The following is a 20,922-nucleotide window of genomic DNA, read 5'->3' as shown; positions in this document are numbered from 1 at the left end:
ATCTCCGCGCATTAGCAGTCAGGACGTCTTGACCATCTGTTTTCTTCTTCGAGCGGAGGTCAAAGCATGACAATTCAGAGCCCAGCGGCAGTCCTCGACAGGCTGCCGGCAGCCGCGCGCATCGCCCCGCCCTGGAGCGACGCCCAGGGGAGCCTGTGCGAAATTCTCTGGACCCGAGGCCGCACCGAGCTCGCCCTGGAGCCTGGGTCCGAGGGTATCGAGCAGCGTCGCATCCGGGACGGAATCTGGGATCTGCGTCAGCGCGTCTACTCGCGCAAATTTCCGGACGTGAACACCCTGCGCAACGACCCTTACGACGCCCAATCCTGCGTCATCTTCTCCCGCTCCCCCGAGGGACGGGTCTGCGCGACCGCGCGGATCGCCTTCGACGGCGCCCTGGGTATCCCCGAGGCCGCCCTGGTGGATCCGCTGGTGGACGGCTATCGGCGCGACGGCATCCAGTTCGCGGAGCTGGGCCGGTTCATGATCGACGACGAGGGTCGGGGCTTACTCAATGCCTTTTACCGGGCCTATTTCGAGCTCGGCGCGACCTGGGGCATTCAGCTCTACCTGATGTTCGTCCCGGACAACAAGGTCACGCTGTACCAGCGGCTGATGGACGCACGGGTCGCCATCTCCTTCCGCGATCTGACCTTCGGCGGAAACCATCCCTACGTGTGCATGGAGTGGTGGCTCGACCGGACGAAGCCGCGCTTCTTCTCCTGGAGCGGGGCAAGCCGGCCCGGCGACGCGCCGACCGTCCAGATCCGCAGGGAGGACAACTGATGAGCGCCGACGCCTATCCGAGCACGCTGTGGAACGGCTACGCCCGCTCCCATGCCTCTGTGACGACCTCCTTCCAATTGTCCCTCTATCGCGAGGTGGCGGCGCAGCTCGGCGGAGACGTCCTGGACTGCGGTTGCGGTACAGCCCGGATCGCTCCCTTCCTGGCCGACGATCCGGCGGTGAACTCTTACACCGGCGTGGATCTCGCCCCGGACATGGTCAGGATGGCCCGCTGGACGATCACGCGGCTGAATCGCGAGCGCTTCGGCATCGAGCAGGGCGCTATTGAGGCAGTACGCGGGCAATACGACAGCGCCGTCTCCATTCACAGCTACTATGCGTGGCCGCGTCCGCTCGACGTCCTGGCCCATATCCGTGACGTCATGCGCCCCGGGGGACGCTTCGTCCTGGCGACGCCCAATCCACAGCTGGACATGGACCGGCTGCTCCGGGAATCGTCCAGAGAACTGCTGGCCCACCCCGACTTTCCCGAATTCGAGCGTCTCAATCTCGAGTTCGCCCGAAATCCCGGGGCCGCCTTCGTGGAGATGGATTTGCTGATCGGGCAGTCGCGCGACACGGGCTTCGAGGTTCTGGAATGTCACCAGCGCCATTACCTGGGAGGCGTCAACCTGCTGGTGCTGTCGAAGCCCTGAGCCGGGCCGCTCACCGCAGGGATCAGACGACGCACACGAAGCCGGCCCAGTGAAAGGGATGCGCAAAAGGGCGCTCTCCAGGTGATCCGCCTGGAGGGTCGTCCGACACCCATTTGATGCGCATCGGATCCGGGGCACCCAGCCTGCCGGCTGCCCGGACCCTCGGATCCAACTGCTGGACCAGCAACTCGAGATCGTCCCCTGCCACATTCCTCAGCCACGTCTGGGCCAAGCGCAGGGCGGACGGTGCCGATGCTCCAGCATGCAGGTATTCGTAAAGCTTGAGCATCAGGAGTCGGGTGGATCGATCCGAAACCGGCCACAGGGAGCAGATAACCGCGCTTGCGCCAGCGCCGAGAAATGCAAGGGCCAGCCCATAGGTCTCGTCGGGCAGCTCGCGGTACTCGGCGATCCCGGTCTCGCAGGCGGACAGGACGACGAGCGTATCGGACCCGAGCCGAATGCGGCCCAGGATCTCCGACAGTTGCAAGACCTCGCCTCCCGCCATCAACAGACCGGATGCCTCCGGATGGCACCACCGAAAGCGACCGTGACAGGCAAAGTGCAGATAATCCAGCGGCCCGGCCATGGAGATGGCGTCCAGCACGCGCTGCTTGGTGGCTCGCCTGCCCAGCAGACTCGATTCGCTCTCGAACAGGGCGTCCAGCATGCGCCCCTCGGCCCGGCTGTGGGGCAGATCCCCGGTCGGATCCGCTACCGTGAGCAACCGTCGATGGCCGGCATTCCGCGCGGCGAAGGCTGAGGTGTTCGACAGGCTCCCCACGGCGCTCGCCAGATCGAAGCGATTCAAGACCTCCCGCTCGCCACCGCGCACCATCGCTGGGGGAAACAGCGACAAGACCCCCGAGAGGGCGATGCGCAGGCGCCGCACCGATGGCGGCAAGGTATCCAGGACCTGCCACAACGGAGCGAGATACCCGTCCAGAGTCTGGGCGACCTGCTCCATGGCACGGGAGAATGCAGTGGAATCCCCCTGCTCAAGCAGCATCTGATAGCCGTCGAGCCAACTCGATTCGCGGCCCGCCCTGCACTCGAAGAGTGACTCCAGGGTGGCGTGGTCGAGTCCGGTCAAGCGGACCAGCCGCACGGGTTGCGCCGCGTCGTCGGTACAGGCGACGAACACCAGCAGATCCCGCCCGTCCAGAGGAGGGACGCAGAACGCGACGACGGCTTCCTCCAGGGGCGGCAGTCTTGATTTGGCATCGCCTGCGGCGAGTGCGCCGCTCCGGAGCAGTGCCCGGTGCACAAGCCCCCGCCCCTGGATCAGAAACGTGAACGCCTCTGCCACATTTCCCTGCTGGGCGATAGCGAGAACACCAAGGTTCTTGGTGGCACTGGCGGCACCAATCAGGCGACGCATCTCGTACCAGTTGACGAGCCCGGCGATGGCCCCTTCCAGGAATCGCATGACCTCGCGGGCGATGCGTTCGACCTGCGGCCAGTTGCCGGCCCGCGTCTCGGTCAGGGCCAGACTATGCTGGGAGCGCAACCAATCCGTGGGGAAGCGATCACGCCTGCATACCGAGAGTGCCGCGCGCAGATGGATCTGTGAGCGCTTCAGGTTAGCCACGGGATCATCCCGAGCGCGTTTGCGATACGCAACGTGGAGACGTGCCCACTCGGTATTGGCGGGAAGTGCGTCATGGATCCTGAGTGCCAGACGGACGAGAGCGATCACGTCCCCCCTGTCGCCAGCGTCCGAATCTCGTCGGCGCGGGCCAGGTTCGCCGCACAGCGGCAGTAGAGGTCAGGATAGTCAGGGAGTGAAGATATTCAGCGCGGATCGGTAGCAACCGATGGATCGCCATTTTCCAGGCCGATACAGCCAGCGAAAAAGCACATCCTTGTGCAATCTTGGTCTGGATCCCTAGCGTGGCGCTTCCGGGTGCGCGCCTCAAGGTTCCATTTCGAACCTTGACGACACGACCATGTTATGAAGTCGCAGGGGATGATTCGGGCTCAGTGGCTCGGGTGCTCTGACACGGCTTGACCGCCGTCAACAGGGTTACCGGCATCGCCGTGCGCCAGCCGTCGAAGCGCCCGAGCGGTGCGGCCTGGGCGACCGAGATCCGGGTCAGCTCGCCGCCGATCCGCGCGCGCAATCCAACCAGGAAGGATTCGCTCTGCACCGTGACCGCGTTGGCGACCAGACGTCCACCGGGCTTGAGCGCATCCCAGCAACCTTCAGCCACACCTGCCACAGTCAGACCGCCACCGATGAAGATGGCGTCTGGCGGCTCCAGTCCTGCCAGCGCCTCCGGGGCGCGCCCGGCCACCAGGATCAGATTGGGCACGCCAAGCGCGGCGCGGTTGCGTTCGATGAGCGTGCGCCGGGAGGCGTCCGACTCGATGGCGATGGCGCGGCAGCGGCTCTCGGCGCGCATCCATTCGATGCCGATTGAGCCGCAGCCGGCGCCAACATCCCACAGGAGTTCTCCGGGCAGCGGCGCCAGCCGGGCGAGGGTCGCCGCCCGGATGTCGCGTTTGGTCAACTGTCCGTCGTGTGCATAGGCGTCATCCGGCAGTCCGCAGCGGCGCGACAGGGGCTGCGCGTCCAGACTAGCGCGACACTCGACCGCAACCAGATTCAGCGCCGCACAGGGACCGTGCGTCCACTGCGCCGCCAGTCCATCCAGCCGCCGTTCCGCCGGTCCGCCGAGTCGCTCGAAGACGGTCAGCCGGCTGTCACCGAATCCGCGCACAGCGAGCAGGGCGGCGAGCTGGCCCGGCGTCTGACCGTCGGCTGAGAGCACCAGGATGCGTACCCCGTGCGCCAGATAGAGATTGACGCGCTCCAGTGGCCGACCGTGGGCCGGGACGAGCCGGGTATCCTGGAGTGACCAGCCCATCCGGGCGGACGCCAGCGAGACCGATGAGGGCGCGGACAGGATACGCATCTCATCGGGGGGCAGTCGCTCCGCCAGACTGCCGCCGATGCCAAACAGCATGGGATCGCCGCTCGCCAGGGCGCAGACGGGGCGACCACGGTGGGCAAGCAGCGTCTCGTAGGCGGCGCTGAAAGGACTCGGCCAGGACAATCGCTGCTGGCCGGCCCGTTCCGGGACCAGGGCGAGATGACGCTCGCCGCCAAAGAGAACCTGGGCCTCGGCGACGGCGCGACGGGCCTCATCGCCGAGACCCGCCAGCCCGTCCTCACCGATGCCGACGATGGTGAGCCAGGCGGTCATGCGCGCCACGCCGGCTGATGGCGCCCGTCCATCTGATTGGCGTCAAGGGCTGGAGGGTGGGCGCGCGCTGACCATCCGGCGGGTATCTGGGGGTTGGGAGGCATCACCGAAGAGTCCGGGCGTGGTGGATTTTAGGGCGTGGTGGATTTTAAATTGAGTCGAAATTATACTGCCCGGCTTGTTCGCGCACACCCTTTCTCCGATTTCCCCGCGCTTCCGGCCTGGGCAGATCCCCGACCCGCGCCCTGAACCGGTTCGTTCCGGCTCGCTGCGCCACCGAGACCTTCCATGATCGACTATACCCGTGATGCACACGACATCTATCGTCAATCCTTTGCCATCATCCGCGCCGAGGCGGCTCTGGATGGGATTCCGGAGGATCTGGAGGCGCTTGCGGTTCGTGTGATCCATGCCTGCGGCATGCCCGAGGTGATCGAGGATCTGCTCTTCTCACCCGGTGCGGGTGCGGCTGGCCGCGCGGCACTGGAAGCGGGTGCGCCAATCCTCTGCGACAGCCGCATGGTGGCGGAGGGCATCACCCGCGCCCGCCTGCCGGCTGACAATCCGGTCATCTGCACCCTTCAGGATCCGTCCGTCACCGAGCTGGCGCTCGCACTCGGCAACACGCGCTCGGCGGCGGCACTGGAGCTATGGCGTCCGCATCTGAGCGGCGCGCTGGTGGTCGTCGGCAATGCGCCCACGGCCCTCTTCCGTCTGCTGGAGATGCTCGACGAGGGCGCGCCCAAACCGGCCCTGATCCTCGGCTTTCCGGTTGGTTTCGTCGGTGCCGCCGAATCCAAGGAGGCGCTCGCCGCCGACAGCCGGGGCGTGCCTTTCGTGACCCTGCGCGGGCGACGCGGCGGGAGCGCCATGGCGGCAGCGGCCGTCAATGCACTGGGGCGGGGCCATTCCTGACCGGCATGAATAAGGGACGACTCTATGGCCTGGGCGTTGGTCCGGGCGATCCCGATCTCATCACCCTCAAGGCGCTGCGCTATCTCCAGGCCGCGCCGGTGGTGGCCTACTATATCGGCAGGGACAAACGCGGCAATGCGCTGACCAGCGTGCAGCCGCATCTGCGCCCGGACCAGATCCGTCTGCCGCTCGTCTACCCGGTCACGGGCCGGAAACCCGAACCGCCCTACGATTACGAGGGCGCGATGCGCGCCTTCTACGACGAGGCTGCCGAGCAGGTCGCGGCCCATCTGGAGGCAGGACGCGACGTGGCGGCGATCTGCGAGGGCGATCCCTTTTTCTACGGCTCCTTCATGTATCTGCACGACCGGCTGGCTGACCGCTTCGAGACCGAAGTGGTGCCGGGCGTCTGCTCGGTCGTCGCCAGCGCCTCGGTGCTGCGCACACCTCTGGTCTATCGCGATCAGCGCTTGCAGGTGCTGGCCGGAACACTCCCGGAAGAGACCCTGATCGAACGGCTGTCCGGGGTCGAGGCCGCCGCCATCATGAAGCTCGGCAGCAACTTCGAGAAGGTCCGCCGGGTCATCTTCAAGCTCGGGCTGGAGACGCGGGCGCGCTATGTCGAGCGTGCGACCATGGAGGGCGAGCGCACTCTGCCGCTTGCCGAGATCGCGCCTGAGAGCGTGCCCTACTTCTCGATGATCCTGATCCCCGGCGAACGGTGGCAGGGCTGATGACGGACGCGCCGGAGGTGAGACAGATAGCGACCGCAGACGGCGACGACGCCCTGCCCACACCTCGTCCGGGCCGGCTGGCGGTGATCGGGCTGGGTCCGGGCGCTGCCGGGCTGATGGCGCCGGATGTCAGGGATGAGCTGGATCGCGCCCAGGATATCGTGGGCTACACCACTTACACCCAGATGGCAGGGCCGTTGCGTCCGGATCAGCGGATCCTCGATTCGGACAACCGCTGCGAGATGGACCGCGCCCGTCTGGCCTTCACGCTGGCCGCGCAGGGCCGGCACGTCGTTGTCGTCTCGTCCGGCGATCCCGGCGTTTTCGCCATGGCGACCGCCGTGATGGAGGCGCTCGACCAGTCCGAGGATCCCGCCTGGCAAAGGGTGGATCTGGCGATCCTGCCGGGGATCTCCGCCGCCCAGGCCGCTGCCGCCCGGATCGGCGCGCCGCTCGGTCACGACTTCTGCGTCCTGTCGCTCTCCGACAATCTCAAGCCCTGGTCGCAGATCGAACGGCGTCTGGAGCATGCCGCGCTCGCCGATTTCGTCATCGCGCTCTATAACCCGAGTTCCAAAGCGCGTCCCTGGCAGTTATCCCAGGCGCTTGATCTCCTGCGGCGCCATCGCGTGCCGGCAACCCCGATCGTGCTTGGCCGGGATGTCGGGCGACCGGATGAGCGGGTGCTCGTCACCACGCTCGGCGAGATCCAGCCCGAACAGGTGGACATGCGCACCCTGGTGATCGTCGGTTCGTCCCAGACACGCCAGTTTCCGCGCCAGAATGGCGGGGTCTGGGTCTATACGCCGCGCTGGTATCCCGACACGACGACGGAATCCTCTTAAACCGCGCCCCGTGCGGTATGCGATGTTTTTTGGATCAGATCGGCCCCGGTAGACTCAAGGATTGTCGGAGCGGGCGCGGTTTAAGAGCGGCTCAGAACATTGCCGCCGTGCGTTCAATCACCCAGAAGACCGCCAGCGAGCCAATGACGTATGCGGGAAATCGCGCGGCGGAGGTTGGCCAGCACACTGGCGCCCTGACCAGACTGATCCTGACCGCCAGGATTGCCACGACACAAAGAAGCTGGCCGAGTTCGATGCCGACGTTGAAGGCGAACAGCGCCAGGGGCACCTCGTCTCCCGGCAGCCCGACCTCCGTCAGTGCGCCCGCGAAACCGAGTCCATGCAGGAGTCCGAACGTGAATGCCATGGCCCACGGAAACCGCTGGATCCAGGTCTCGCGCTCGCCGCTGGTCAGCTCAACGGCGACGACAAGGATGGTCAAGGCAATCAGGATCTCGACCGGTTGCGAGGGAATGGTCACCACACCGAGCACGGCGAGCGCGAGCGTGACGCTGTGCCCGGCGGTGAAGGCGGTGACGGTCCAGATGAGCCGTCGCCAGCCCTGCACGAGCAGTACGAGCCCGAGCACGAACAGTAGGTGATCGGGACCACTCAGGATGTGTCCGAAGCCGAGCCGGACATAGTCACGCAGCACGTCGAAGCGACCGGAGCGATCAGGAACCGTCACCGCTGGGGCGTCGCCGCGCAGCACCGCCTGAATCAAGCGCCCGTCAGCCAGGTGAAGACGCAGCAAGGCATCGGTCTGTCGTTCACGCAGGCCAGCGACGCCGATACGTTCGCCCACCAGGCTGCCCTCACCGCATTGCGCACGCCAACGCCGCGTCACCCGCGGACCCGAATGGCTGATCTCGGGCGCGGACAGGGGCTTGCATGCGTCCGGGAGGATCGCCTCTAGCGAACCGCCGGCGGTTTGCGACGCCGGCCACCGCCACAATACGTCCAGGGTACCCGTCGGTGACTCACGGATTTCCAGCAGCGCCGGGTCGAGCGGATGCGCCAGGACGGTCGAGGCCGCGCCCAAGGTCCACATGAGGGTCAGCGCGAGGAGTACGCGCAGCGGGGTCATGGTCGTGGTGGCGATGTCAGCGCCGCATCGCGCGCGGACGGATCGGTGCGCCCGTCGATACGAATCTCGTATCGCTTGCGTAACGCTGCCATACCCTGTGCCAACTGCGCGTCCGCACGCTCTTTCTGCGCACCTTCCGCGACCTGCCGCCAGACCGTCGCGAGCTCGGGCAGACGAGGTGCGGTCTTCTCCTCGACCCACACAAGGTGCAGGCCGTAAGGCGAGGCAATGGGGGGCGACCAGTTCCCAGGTTGCAGGGTAAAAACCTGCTCGGCGAAGGACTTGCCGAATCGGGCCGTGAGGCGGTTCTGGGAATAGGCGCGGATCTGCTGACCCAGGAGGAACGGGTCCGACCATTCGAGGGCGACAGACAGGGGTGTCGATCGTGCGCGCAGTTGTGCCAGCATCCTCTGCGCGTCTCCCTCAAGGTCCGCGCCATGTGCGCTTTTGCTCAAGAAGATGTGCGAGAACGTCAGCTCGTCCGGCTGCTCGAAGCGGTCGCGGTGTCGGTGGAGATAGTCACGCAAGTCCGTTTCGGTCAGCGGGGGCGCCATCGGATCCTGCGCCAGGACGAGACGCATCTTCTCCATCAGCAGGCGACGGACCACGATGTCGTCGTCGAGTCCGAGCGCATGGGCCTCGCGCACCAGTTCGTCGGGGCTGCGCCCGGGACGATCGCTCACGGCGCGCATCTTCTCGACGAGCCGGCGTCGTACGCTGCTGTCCTCGAAATCGAGCGCGAGCAGTCGCGCCTCGCGATAAAGCAGCTCCTCATCGACCGCTTGCGCGATCAAGGCCGAGAGCTGTTCCGGCGTGGGCCGCGTCCCCCAGCGTCGAGCGAAGTCCGTCTGCATCGTCTCGATGCGTGCCGCCGAGATGACGACCGGTTCGCGCTGCGCCGGTGGCTGCTCGGGCACGGATGGACTCCACAGCAGGCTCGCTCCGTAAAGGATCACCCCGATGAGGACGAAATGCAGGACCGGGTGCCGGAGCCACTGCCACCTCAGAGGCTCATTCACTCGGCGGCAGCCTGACTTCCCGCCCGCGCGCTCAGGTCGCGAGACGGGGTCGGTGGCCGGCGGCGGGCCGGGACATACCAGATCGGCGAGGTCCAGGCGCGCTGCTGAACGGTCTGCGGCACGATGCCGCTACAGCACTGGGTGTATTCGTACTCCTCGTAACTGTCCGGCAGGGTACAGACCGCATCGCCGCAGTCGGTTTCGCTATCGCAGCCCAGCCCATCGAACGACGAACCTTCGCCGCGACAGGTGCCCATGTGCTGGCTGCAATCGACGCCGCGCGCGTTGCAGTAATACTGATTCCAGCGGCAGCTCGGGTTTTCGAGGACGCGGACGTAATAGAAGGCGTGCAGGGCGGGATCGAAACCTGGATCCGTCCACAGGGTGCAGAAGTCCGTCAATCCGACGCCTTTCGGCTGGCAGGTGCGCAGGTCGACCATGTCATCGACGTTCTGCACGTCGCCCGCGCCAGCAACGTCATAGACCGCTTCGTGCGTTTGACCGGCGGCGTCCACCCAGCCCTTGACGATCTGCGCCCGCTGCAATGGCGTGCCGGGATGGCCCGACCAGCCGGGGTCCATGAGCGCGCTGATGGCGAAGCGCGGGGCCTGGCCACCTGAGGTGCCACGCAGTGTACCGCCCATGGGCACACCGTTGGCATAGCCGCGCGCGGCGAAGTCGCCCCGCGTGCAGATGTCCGCCGGCAACCCGAAGCCGCCGAAGACACGCACGATCGGGCGGGTGCCGCTGGTGGCATAGGTTTCGCGGTTCTTGAGGGCGGTGAAGATCGCATCGCGCGAATTTTCCTCGGCCCAGACGACGGCCAGACCGCCCGCGTTGGTCTCCAGGCCGAGAAAGAATCGCTCGTTCAGTGCCTCGGCGGAGGTCGCGAAGCTTTGAATGCCGTGCGCGCCGCTCTTCGCATATTGCTGGGCGTCCGTCTGTCCGGGCGTGCCGTTGTGGTTGTCGAGGGCGCCGACGAAGCCGAGCTGGAACGGATTGACGCCGTTCCGGGCGGCATAGGCGATGCCGTTCGCGAGCGTGTTGCGCACGTAACTGCGTGGCGGAATGCTGTCGGTGGTCTGCATCGCGTCGGTGAGATAGCCGTCCGCCGACCCGCCCAGCCGTGCCCAGCCCTGGTTCTCGAAATCGCACAGTTCGTCGGGCGGATTCGTCCATGCCATCCCGGTCCTGGCGTTGTAGCGGCATTCCGACTGCCCCTTGATCTGCATGATCTCGACCAGCGGCTCCAGTTGGTGACGCAGTTTGGCCTCCGTCAGCCCGTCGGACGTATTGTCGGGGAGAATGAAGAGACTGCCGCGGCTCATATTCGGATTGTGCGGGATGGTGAGGACATCGCAGCGTGGCTTCGCCGGGTTGTCGATGCAGGCGTCCTTCAACGTCTGGAGCATCACCGCTGGCGACGCCACCGGCCAGTCCGGTGTGGAGGTGCAGGCCGCGCCGAAGCCGCACCCAAGGGGACGCTCGACGTTGCTGATCGGCTGGTCGAGCACGTCATCGTTGCGAAAGATCACGTTGCGGTGCAGGTTGTCGGCGCCGGAGTTACCCGTGAAGTTCATGATGCAGGCCGCGCCGCTTGGACAATCCGCAGATGGCGCCGAGCTGTCGGGTACGTCAGGGTGGGCGTTGTTCTGGGCCGCGTCCCAACAGGGTAACGCCAAAGCGTCCGCGCACCGACCGTTGGCTGCCATCGCCGTGTACTCATAGGCGACGAACGACGTGAAGGTACAGGCGGAGGTCCGATCATAAGCCTCCTCCGCGTCGGCGCGAATCCGGTCCCAGACCAACTTGGCCTGGCGCGTACAGAGCGACCCGTCCGGGCCGCAGAACGGCGGGCGTGACGGATTCTGACTGACGTTTTCGAATCCGGCCATGACGCTGGCCACAGCCCCCTGACGAATGCGCGAGAATTCATCTCGGGCAGCGATGCAGGTGGCGCTGTCATAGCCGCTCGGACGGCACAGGCTGTCCGAGGAACACGCTTGCCCGGTGACGACCGGATTGCAGTCGCTGTCGCTCGTGCAGGTTTGAGTGGCCTCGAAGGTGCAGATGTTCGACTCGCCGAACTGCTCCGCGTGATCGGTGATCGCCGCGAAGTCGAGGGCGCGTCCCTCGGGGAACTGGATGGTGCGGGTAGCCATGAACTGGCAGTGCTCGCCGGGCATGCAGTAGGGATGCTCGGTGACCAGCGTGGGCTGACTGAGCGGCGGAATGTCCTCTGCGGTGCGGGTGTCAGCCCAGGGCGGCAGGCCGACCCGCCCACCCTTCGCGTACCAATAGGCATCCGCCGGGGTGTTGCGCGTATCGAGTGCGACGGCGTCGAAAGAGTACGCCGTATGCAGATGAGTTTCCCCAAAGAAGGGTTGCTTGGTCGCCACGAAGCTGGTGCACCGCTCACGTGCTTCGGTTCGTTCGAATGGCGGATTGGCAAAGGCCTCTCCAGTCGGAACCAGCAGGGCCAGTAGTGTCCCCAGGACGCCGGCTTTGAACGAGGTTGATCTCATGCTCGCCTCTTCGTCTGATTCTCAAGAACCGACTCAACAGTCGGACGCACCGGAAAAGCGTGGTCTGGCTCAGGGCCACTCCCCAGGCGGGACGCGGCTCTAACGATAGCAACATCTGGGCTCTTCAGTCTGCTTTCCGTTTGAAGCCGGTGATCATGGAGCCGATCAGGTTTTCCCGATGTGCCAGGCTGGAAAACAGCACGCCGGCCAAATGCAGGGCCACCAGCCCCAGGGTGAAGTTGGCAATCGTTGATCTTTGGCGGTGCGTCTGACGGTCGCGATGGATCGCAGGCCTGGAGCCGATTCGCGCGGCGGTTCTGCCCGAACGCTGTCCGTCTTGATCAGCGTTCGGGTTCTACTGCCATCGGACCTGGATCCTTCCCGGATTACTTGCCCGGACCAGGCCCCATCCCCATCCGCCCCTGCATCCGTGCCTGCTGCCCTGCATTGAACTCATCCGGGACCAACCGAAGCGTTCGGGTTTGGTGTGTCATCGTTGGATCTCCGAGAGGGCCAGGATCGCTACGGCGCGCTAAAGGCCTGGTTAGGAATAGCTGGTCACTCGTTGCTGCTCGGCAGCAGGCCAGCCGATCTGTCTGGATTTGGTTGTCCGGTGAAACGACAGTCGTTTTTCTAGCTGCCCTTCGGGCGATCCGCCGTCACATCGCCCCTATCAGCCTGGGCTTTGCCGGCGTCCTTCTGGGTCTTGCCCCGGTGTTCCAAACCCTTCTTCCCCACAGCCTGACCGGCGACCTCCTTCACTCGGCCCTTCGCTTCTTTATAGCGGCCTTTGACCTGATCCTTGTTCACTTTATTCATAAGAATCTCCTGAGATGGCATCTAGACCATGGCCGTATAGCGCCATGCGCGGAGCATGGAATGCTGTTTCCATCGCTGTCTGAAAACACTACAGCCAGAACTGAAGGTGCTCGGTACGGCAACACACATAGATGCTTTTTCTTTTCGGAGCGGATCGCTTCGAATCGACTCTGTGCGGCAACGCGGTTCAACCCGCTCGCGCGCGGACCAGCGCCTCGTCCAGCCATCTCACTGCATCCTCAACCGTCGCCGCTGCGGGCAGGGCTGGCCGTTGCGGACGCTCGTGCATGATGACCCGAATCCCCCGCTCGCGCGCGGCGACCAGCTTGGCGGTGGTCGCCTCCCCGCCACTGTTCTTGCAGACGATGGTGTCGATCATCTGGTCAGCGAGCAGCGCCCGCTCACTCTCCAGATCGAAAGGACCGCGCGAGAGCAGCAGATGGAAGGCGCTCAAGGGTGGCATGGGGTCGGGTGGCGTGACCGCGCGAATGAGAAACCAGATGTCATCAAGCCCGACGAAGGGTGCCAGTTCCTGACGCCCGACCGCCAGCAGCACCCGGCGCGATCCGCCCGCCCGCAGGGTCGCCACGGCCTGTTCCCAATCCGACACCGGCTCCCAGCAATCCCCCGGCACGGCGGTCCAGCCGGGACGCTCCAGCCGCAGCAGCGGCACCGCAGTGGCACAGCAGCCCGCGAAGGCGTTCCAGCCCATGCGGGAGGCAAAGGGATGCGTGGCGTCGATGACTGCGTGTATTGACTGCTCGCGCAGATAGGCCGTCAGACCCGCGACCCCGCCGAAACCGCCGATGCGCGTCTCGCCCACCGGCAGACGGGGATTGCTGGTGCGTCCCGCGAGTGAATTCACGACCCGCAGATCCGCCCTCGCCGCGAGCGTCTCGGCCAGGGTGTAAGCCTCGGTGATACCGCCGAGAATGAGAATGCTCGTTTTCATGTTCCGTCCAGTTCTAAACCGCGCCCCGTGCGATATGTGATGTTTTTGGTTTGGATCGGACCTTGACAGCATCGACAACTGTATGAGCTGGCGCGGTTTAGGATATTCAAAAAGATGAAACTTTAAACCGCGTCGCCACTGAGGCTGCTGATATCCCCAAAGCCAAACACAAACTGGAAATTACGCATATCGCCCTGGACGCGGTTTAACACGTTGCTACCCTTCCGGCGTTGATCGCTCGGCCCGCAGCATAGCGAGTGCGGCCTCGAAGTCGAAGTCTTCGATACAGCCATGCAGTCGGGCATAGCGATCTCCGAACAGCGCGCTGAGCAGCCTGGAATGCGCCTGACACAGACCCAGAGCGGCCGGGTTGGAATCTGACAGCAATCTGGTGAGTTCGCGCAGGACCGCCGCTGCCGCATCGGTGTCGGTCGGCGGTTCAAGGGGCTGACCGGATTCCGGCCCGAGATCGGCCAGGATCGGTGACAGATCCTGAAACGCCTGATCTATCTCCTTCAGCAAGGTTTCTGCGAGCGGCGCATCCAGCCCCCCAGCCTCGCGCAGTGCCGTATCGAGACGGGTGGCTGCTGCCGCCAGCCCGATGGCGCCGAGGTTGCCCGCGACCCCCTTCAGGCCATGTGCAAGCCGGCCTGCCGCTTCAGACTCGCCCGCCTTCAGGTGCGCGGCGATGCGCGCCGGGTCATTCTGATGAGTCGCGACCAGACGGCGCACCAGTTGGAGCAGCCTGCCCGATTTCCCGTTGACGATGGAGAGCCCCCGGGCCAGATCGAAACCCGGCAGCGCCGCCAGCCGGATCAGGGCGGGTTCAGACTGGATCTGAGACGCCGCCGCTGCGGCGTTGAGTGGTCTCGGGGATTCTCCGACCCCTGCCGCGCAGGGCGGCGGCAGCCACTTCATCAGCGCCGCGCAGAGGGCCGCCGGCTCCACCGGCTTGGCGACAAAGTCGTTCATGCCGGCCTCCAGACAGGCCTGACGATCCTCGGCGAAGACGTTGGCCGTCATCGCCAGGATGGGACGCTGGTCCCACCCCGGCAGCGCACGGATCGCGCGGGTCGCCGCCAGTCCATCCAGATTGGGCATCCGCACATCCATCAGAACCAGTGCGTAGTCGCCGCTGCGCGCCTTCTCCAGGGCTTCGGCGCCGTCCACGGCGGCGTCCACGACCAGTCCCAGGTCACCGAGCAGATCCGATGCGACCTCGCGGTTGATGGGATGATCCTCCGCCAGCAGCACCCGACAGCCGGCATGGTGCGCACGAATCCAGGCCTCCACATCGGCGGGCGGTATCGGTGTCCGGGACGCAGGTGCCTGGGCGCGGGCGAGACGCACCTGGAGCCAGAAGGTGCTGCCGCGTCCAGGTTCGCTCTCCACGCCAACCTCGCCGCCCATCAGATGCACCAGCCGCTGCGTGATGGCGAGCCCGAGACCCGTGCCGCCGTGCGTGCGCGTCGTCGAGACATCCGCCTGTTCGAATGCCTGGAACAGCCGTGGCAGCACCTCCGCCGGGATGCCGATGCCGCTGTCCTGCACCTCGAAACGCAGTCTCACCCCGTCGGCGTCCTCGCCCAGCAGACGTACCCGCAGCACGATCCCGCCCCGCTCCGTGAACTTGACCGCATTGCCCGCGTAATTGAGCAGCGCCTGACGCAGCCGCGTGGCGTCCCCATGCACCCAGCGCGGCGCGTCATCGAGATCGAGCGTGACACTGAGCCCCCTGCCCTCAGCCATGGCGAGGATCAGAGAGCGGACCTCCTCGAACAGATCGGCCAGCCCGAAATCGCCCGTCATCAACTGGAGCTTGCCGGCCTCGATCTTGGACAGGTCGAGAATATCGTTGAGCAGAATGAGCAGATGACGGGCCGCTCCATCGAGCTTGTCGAGTCGCGCCCGCTGGACCGCCGTGAGTCCATCGCGGCGCAGCAGATGACAGAGCCCCAGGATGGCGTTGATCGGGGTGCGGATCTCGTGGCTCGTGTTGGCGAGAAAGGCCGACTTGGCCTGAGTGGCCAGTTCGGCCCGATCACGCGCCTCCTCCAGCTCCAGGGTGCGCGCCGTGACCAGTTCTTCGAGATGGTGACGATGGCGCTCCAGCTCTTCAGTCAGGCGCCGTTTCTCGGTGATGTCCTCCTTGACCGCCACATAGTGGGTCGTCTCGCCGCTCTCGGCATGAATGGGCGCAATCGCTGCGATCTCCCAATAGACCTCGCCGTTGCGGCGCCGGTTGACGAACTCGCCGTGCCAGGACTGACCCTGGCACAGGGTGTCCCACAACTGCCGGTAGGTCTCCGGGGGGGTGAGGCCGGACTGGAGGAGACGGGGGTTCTGGTTCAGGATGTCGTCCTGGTCATAGCCCGTCGTCTGCTCGAAGGCGCGGTTCACATAGGCGATGCGCGCCTCGGTATCGGTGATCATGACGGAGACCGGACTCTGCTCGACGGCCAGCGCCAGGGTCCGCAGCCGCGCCTGCGTGCGGCGACGCTGGACCGTGCTCCAGATCTGATTGGCGATCAGTTGCACGGCCTCGACGTCCTTTTCCGTGTAGTCGCTCGGCTTGTTGCCGACCCCGGCAAGCATCACCACGGCACCATGCTCGATCACCGGAATCGAGATGAGTCGTTGCAGCTCGGCGTGTCCTTCCGGCAAGCCGCGCCGCTCGGCGGCGGTCGTGTAGTCATTGAAGACGACGGGGCTACGCGACCGCAGTGCATCGGCCCAGATGCCGGCCTGACTGACCGGATAATGGCTGTCGTAGACCGCATGGCAGTAGGACTCCAGGGTCCGGCGCGACCAGGTGACGAGCTCCAGCGTCTTGCCATCGTCATTGACGAAATGGATGAAGGCGATACGACTCCCGGTCAGATCCTCCGCCATCTCCTGCCCGGCCTGCATGAAGGCCCGCTCATCAAGGGTGCCGGCCAGGATGGGCAGGGTTCGCAGCATTTCGGCGCGGCGGGCATCGAAGGCCAACTCCTCGACGAACTGTTTGCGCTCGGTGATGTCAAGGTTGACGCCGGAGAGCCGGATCGGCTCGCCGGCAGCGTCGTACTGCGCCTGCCCCCGACTGACCAGACAGCGCGTCTCGCCGCCGGGGCGGCGCACGCGGTACTCGACCTCGAACGGCTCGTGTCGTGCGATAGCGCCTGCCCATTGGGCATCGATCCCCGCCAGATCCGCCGGTTCGACCAGGGCGCGCCAGTCGGCCCCGCATCGCAAGCCGCCGGGAGACACGCCATAGAGCCGCTCGCACTCCGGCGACCAGTAAACCTCATCGTTCAGCAGATCCCAGTCCCAGATCCCGATATGCCCGGCATCCTGGGCGAGCCGCAGACGCTGCTCGCTTTCGCGCACCCGACGTTCGGCCGCCTTGCGCGTGCTCAGATCGGTGGCGGTAAAGGTGACCTCCGGGGTTGCCGCCTCCCGATCCACCAGGGTCGAGACCAGCAGCACCTCAATGATCCGTCCGTCCCGGTGCTGGAGTCGGGTCTCGATCTCGCCGTAACCGGTTTCACGCATCTGGGCGTATTTCTCGCGGCCCACGCGCTCGAACTCGGCGTCATCCGGATAGACCATACGTGCGCTGTGGCCGATGAGCTCCTCGCGCCGATAACCGAGCATGGCGCAGAAGCCATCGTTCACCTCCAGAAAGACACGTTCGCGCAGCAGACCAAGACCGATGGGAACGGTGCGGAAGATGCTGACCAGAACCTGCTCTCTGGCGCGCAACGCCTCGGCGGCGGTCTGGCGCTCAGTGATGTCCTCGAAGACGGTCCCGAAGTGTCCCGGCTCCGGCGAGAAAACGCTGACCCGGAAGTGCCGCGCCAAAGGCTCGAAGTACCGCTCGAAGACCTGCGGCTGACCCGTCTGCGCAACCTGGGCGTAGCATTCGAGAAAGGGCGCCGAGCCGCTGCCGTAAGCGACCGAGGCGAGCTGACCGACCACCGTTTCACGCGCAAGACCGGTCTGGGCGGTAAAAACCGGATTGACATCGAGAATCCGGTAATCCACGGGGTGACCGTCGGCATCAGTGACCAGCCGATGCAGGGCCATGCCCTCAGACATCGCCGTGAAGGCCGCCCGAAAGCGTGCCTCCGAGGCGGCTTCCTGCTGCTGCGCCGCTTTCTGGGCCGAGATGTCCTCGAAAAAGGCGCAGACACCTTCAAGGGCACCGCCTGCCGGATCAGGGATCGGCACCGCGCTGACCTTGATCCAGACCTGCGACGCGCGTTGCGGATTGAACACCCCCATCACCACGTCGCGCACCGGCTGGCCGGTGCGCAAGGCGACCATGACCGGATGCTGCTCACCGGGGAAGGATGAGCCGTCTTCGTGGACGACACGCCAGCACTGGTCGGCAGAGCAGAGACCACGCATCTGTTCCAGCGACAGTCCGAGAATCCGCTCGGCGGCTGGATTGGCGCTCGTGATCTCGCCCTGGACATTCAGAAAGACAACCCCCACCGGCAGATGATCGAGCGCCAGGTCACTGCGCGGATATCCCGGTGGTGCGGCCTGACTGTCGGAAGAGGTGCTGCTCATGACATCTTGTTCGTCGCGGCGTGATTGAATACCAGCATAGCCTGCACCTCATTCGTCGATTCGGCCATGTGGCCGTGGGATGCTGTCTGCACAGAGGCGATAGAAAATGTGACCCGTATCAAGGCGCTGGCCTGTTCAGGAGCATAACAGAGTCGCTGATGACCAACCGACTGACTTGACAGATAGAAGAGTTTCCAAGCCGCTGCTGAGATCAGGGACAACGGGACGTCTCCCGCTCCAGCGCCTCGATCAGAAGGGCGAGGAAGCGGTAGCCCGCGTGCACGAATTTGCAGTAGGGCAGCAGGAAAAAGAACGCCAGCACGCTGCCCAGATGGACCGCGAGCAGCAGACCCATGGCCGGTGTCGCGCGCCAGACGAGCAGGACCAGTCCGGTCGTGGCGACCAGGAACAGCAGGGTCAGCAGGCCCAGATCGGCTGCACGCGCCTCGGAATCGGTCGGCGCCCGGTCCTCCCGCCACTTGAGCCAGACCAGCCCCACGACGGCAATTGTCATGGCGATCCCGCCGAGGGCGCCGAGCAGGACCGGCGCGCTCAGCAGCGGATAGGGCGCCTGCCAGCCCAGTGCGTGGTGATAGAGGGTGGCGGCCAGGGTCGCGGCGAAGCTGAGCAGAAGTCCGGCGAGCAGCGTCTGATGCAGCCGGCGACGGCGGTGCGAGAGTCGATCATCCAGATCATTACAGCCCGGCCCTCCCCCGCGCAGATTGCGCAGACTGAACAGGTCATACAGCGCCGACCGGAGATGGCGCGCGGAGACCCGCGCCTCGGGTCTGGTGGCGCGCCAGTGACGCCGCAGACCCATGCCGATCGCCAGCATCGACCAGCCGAGCGGGAGGATGCCGATCAGCATCATGACCCACCAGGGCAGGATGCGGTAAAAGGCGCCGGCCCCCGCCTGGCTGGCGAAGAGCATCTCCGACGGCACCGTCATCCACACCATCCCGACCAGCAACCCGATGGCGCCGCCGCTGAACAGCAGCGCGGTCAGGATGGGATGGACGAGCAGACCGGACCAGGCGCGGGGCCAGACATGCTCGGCATAGCCCCGCTGGCGCGTCCGCGCCAGGGTGCGCGGCACATTGACCGCAAAGGTATGCGGCGGGGCGTACTGGCAGGCATAGAGACAGTTGCGGCAGCCATGACAGAGATTGGCAAGGTGAGTCAGATCGTCCGCCGCCAGCGCGGGACGACGCTTCGCCGCCTCGAAGAGATCGCAGAAACCGTTGCAGTAACCGCAGGCATTGCAGATCCCGAGCACGCGGCGCGCTTCAGATTGATCCTCATCCACGGACATGACGCGCCGCCTCCTCGCCAGCGATGCGCCCGAAGACGATGCCGATGGTCAGGGCCAGACCGGAGATGTAGCCGCGTCCGATGAGATTGGGCGCCATGATCATGCCCGCCGCGAACAGATTCGCGACGATGCCGCCGTCACCCAGCCGCACGCGCGTGGCGGCATCGACCCCGACCCCGTGATAGGTGAAGGTGACGCCGGGACGCATGGGATAGGCACCAAACGGCGGCTCAGTCAAAGGCCGTGCATGACGTGACTTGGGCGGAATCAGACCCTCGGTGTGCCAGCCGGTTGGATCTTCCTCCGCAGCGGGCGGGCGGACGGCGGCGTTGTAGCGCGCGAGTGTGGCCGTGAGTGAGTCCGGCGGGATGTCCAGCACCGTCGCCAGGTCTTGGATACGCTCGCTCAGAACCGGCGGATAGAGCGACGGCGGCGCTTCCCGCATCCCCCGCGCATCGAGAATGAGATAAGCGGTCTGACCGGGACAGCCCGCCAGTCGCTGGCCCCAGACCGCATAACGGGTGGAGGCGGTATCGCCGCCCTCATCGTGGATACGCTGTCCCCGCGCATCGACCACAATACCAGCCGGCATGCAGCGGATCCGGGTGACGATGCCGCCGTCGTCGGCTGGCGAGCGCGCATCCACCGCCACCAGATAGAGGTTGCGGGAATCGCCGACCGGCCGGGCGCCCTGGTGCAGCAGTGATTCCAGCACCTCGCCAGCGGCAAAGGGCGTCCCGCGATTGATGAAGCCATCGGCGACCTCGCCCCATTGAGCGCGCAGCCAGTCGCGGTTGGCCTGCGAGCCGCCGCAGCAGACGATGGCAGCGCGGGGATTGAGCGCCCAGGTTTCGGCTCCCTGCCGACACTGCGCCTGAATCAATCGCCCCTGCTCGATTCGCAGATCCTGCACGCCCGATTCATAGCGGATCGTCACCCCGATCCGTTCGGCGGTGGCATAGAGCGCGTTCAGCATCGCCATGCCGCCGCCGAGCAGGAAAGCGGTCTTGCGCGACGGCGGCAGCACCCCGCTCGCGGTTGGCTGGAACTGCACGCCAGCGCCTGCGAGCCAGTCTGTCGTCTCTGCCGAGCGTTCGATGAGCAGCCGGGCCAGGGCCGGGTCGGCCGTGCCGCCGGTCGCCCGCCAGAGATCCGCGCGGAATTCATCCTCGGGATAGAGTCCGGTCGCGAGCGGCGTCGGCGACTCGTGGCAAAACCTGAAATTGCGCGAGTGCCGGGTATTGCCGCCGCGCAGCCACCTCGGCGCCTGTTCCAGGAGCAGCACCGAGACCCCGGCGCGACGCGCCGAGATGGCCGCGCACAGCGCCGCCGTGCCGCCCCCGATGACCAGCACGTCAGGCCGGGCGGGCGTCACCGGGGCAGCGTGGTGATCGGGAATGCAGGCGGGGATTTTTGACAAGGATCGGAACAGACAGGAAAAATAGTCAGGATGCTGCGCGCAACGATAGATGAGACCCATCCGGCATGCAATCGTCCCGTCGCCCA

The 20,922-nt window shown here is 65.7% G+C and carries 15 protein-coding genes and 1 pseudogene; 5 read left to right on the top strand and 11 right to left on the bottom strand.

Features of this window, described 5'->3' with window-relative positions:
• Nucleotides 1–66 precede the first annotated feature (66 nt).
• Both EDC35_RS13555 and EDC35_RS13550 read left to right on the top strand, forming a co-directional pair.
• Nucleotides 67–786, top strand: coding sequence for an N-acyl amino acid synthase FeeM domain-containing protein (locus EDC35_RS13555; RefSeq protein WP_132977797.1), 720 nt, complete (start codon nt 67–69; stop codon nt 784–786).
• Entirely contained in the window at nt 786–1,442 is a 657-nt protein-coding gene (locus EDC35_RS13550) for a class I SAM-dependent methyltransferase (RefSeq protein ID WP_132977796.1), read from the top strand. Before EDC35_RS13555 ends, EDC35_RS13550 begins: the two co-directional genes overlap by 1 nt.
• Before the next feature lie 22 nt (nt 1,443–1,464).
• Here EDC35_RS13550 and EDC35_RS13545 read toward each other — a convergent pair whose 3' ends face one another.
• Complete coding sequence (locus EDC35_RS13545; RefSeq protein ID WP_132977795.1) at nt 1,465–3,033, bottom strand: CHAT domain-containing protein; 1,569 nt, start codon at nt 3,031–3,033, stop codon at nt 1,465–1,467.
• 361 nt (nt 3,034–3,394) lie between these two features.
• The gene (gene cbiE, locus EDC35_RS13540; protein ID WP_132977794.1) at nt 3,395–4,651 is read right to left on the bottom strand and encodes a precorrin-6y C5,15-methyltransferase (decarboxylating) subunit CbiE; all 1,257 of its coding nucleotides are present in this window, start codon (nt 4,649–4,651) and stop codon (nt 3,395–3,397) included.
• A 288-nt stretch (nt 4,652–4,939) separates the two neighbouring features.
• Between cbiE and EDC35_RS13535 the strand changes: the two genes are divergently transcribed.
• The 3 genes from EDC35_RS13535 to cobJ are packed head-to-tail and all read left to right on the top strand — an operon-like array spanning nt 4,940 to nt 7,145.
• Nucleotides 4,940–5,566 carry a precorrin-8X methylmutase gene (locus tag EDC35_RS13535; RefSeq protein ID WP_132977793.1) on the top strand — a complete coding sequence of 209 codons (627 nt, stop codon included), beginning with the start codon at nt 4,940–4,942 and terminating at the stop codon, nt 5,564–5,566.
• Nucleotides 5,567–5,571: 5 nt separating this feature from the next.
• Nucleotides 5,572–6,300, top strand: a complete 729-nt coding sequence (locus EDC35_RS13530) for a precorrin-2 C(20)-methyltransferase (RefSeq protein ID WP_132977792.1) — start codon at nt 5,572–5,574, stop codon at nt 6,298–6,300.
• Nucleotides 6,300–7,145 carry a precorrin-3B C(17)-methyltransferase gene (gene cobJ, locus EDC35_RS13525; RefSeq protein ID WP_207896224.1) on the top strand — a complete coding sequence of 282 codons (846 nt, stop codon included), beginning with the start codon at nt 6,300–6,302 and terminating at the stop codon, nt 7,143–7,145. The genes EDC35_RS13530 and cobJ overlap by 1 nt, the downstream gene beginning before the upstream one ends.
• A 91-nt stretch (nt 7,146–7,236) precedes the next feature.
• On the opposite strand, the gene EDC35_RS13520 is transcribed toward cobJ, so the two are convergent.
• The 9 genes and pseudogenes from EDC35_RS13520 to tcuA all read right to left on the bottom strand — a co-directional run bounded on the left by EDC35_RS13520 (nt 7,237) and on the right by tcuA (nt 20,836).
• Entirely contained in the window at nt 7,237–8,232 is a 996-nt protein-coding gene (locus EDC35_RS13520; protein WP_132977791.1) for a HupE/UreJ family protein, read from the bottom strand.
• A complete protein-coding gene (locus EDC35_RS13515) occupies nt 8,229–9,251 on the bottom strand; it encodes a peptidylprolyl isomerase (protein WP_132977790.1) in 1,023 nt (340 codons plus the stop codon). The genes EDC35_RS13520 and EDC35_RS13515 overlap by 4 nt, the downstream gene beginning before the upstream one ends.
• Nucleotides 9,248–11,776, bottom strand: a complete 2,529-nt coding sequence (locus EDC35_RS13510) for a DUF3604 domain-containing protein (protein ID WP_132977789.1) — start codon at nt 11,774–11,776, stop codon at nt 9,248–9,250. The genes EDC35_RS13515 and EDC35_RS13510 overlap by 4 nt, the downstream gene beginning before the upstream one ends.
• Before the next feature lie 124 nt (nt 11,777–11,900).
• A pseudogene (locus EDC35_RS18865) lies at nt 11,901–12,020 on the bottom strand (cytochrome b/b6 domain-containing protein); the annotation flags it as partial.
• A 389-nt stretch (nt 12,021–12,409) separates the two neighbouring features.
• Nucleotides 12,410–12,586 carry a CsbD family protein gene (locus tag EDC35_RS13500; RefSeq protein WP_132977902.1) on the bottom strand — a complete coding sequence of 59 codons (177 nt, stop codon included), beginning with the start codon at nt 12,584–12,586 and terminating at the stop codon, nt 12,410–12,412.
• Between the two features lie 196 nt (nt 12,587–12,782).
• On the bottom strand, nt 12,783–13,547 hold the full coding sequence (locus EDC35_RS13495) for a cobalt-precorrin-6A reductase (RefSeq protein ID WP_132977788.1): 765 nt from the start codon (nt 13,545–13,547) through the stop codon (nt 12,783–12,785).
• 216 nt (nt 13,548–13,763) lie between these two features.
• Complete coding sequence (locus EDC35_RS13490; protein WP_132977787.1) at nt 13,764–18,104, bottom strand: PAS domain S-box protein; 4,341 nt, start codon at nt 18,102–18,104, stop codon at nt 13,764–13,766.
• A 211-nt stretch (nt 18,105–18,315) separates the two neighbouring features.
• Nucleotides 18,316–19,416 (bottom strand): tricarballylate utilization 4Fe-4S protein TcuB, encoded by a 1,101-nt coding sequence (gene tcuB / locus EDC35_RS13485; RefSeq protein WP_132977786.1) that lies wholly within the window; start codon nt 19,414–19,416, stop codon nt 18,316–18,318.
• Nucleotides 19,403–20,836, bottom strand: coding sequence for an FAD-dependent tricarballylate dehydrogenase TcuA (gene tcuA, locus EDC35_RS13480; protein ID WP_243651663.1), 1,434 nt, complete (start codon nt 20,834–20,836; stop codon nt 19,403–19,405). The genes tcuB and tcuA overlap by 14 nt, the downstream gene beginning before the upstream one ends.
• Nucleotides 20,837–20,922 lie beyond the last annotated feature (86 nt).

Source organism: Thiobaca trueperi, assembly GCF_004342175.1.
Lineage (GTDB): Bacteria > Pseudomonadota > Gammaproteobacteria > Chromatiales > Chromatiaceae > Thiobaca > Thiobaca trueperi.
Note: the sequence above shows the minus strand (reverse complement) of the source record. Positions and strands in the feature narration are given on the sequence as shown.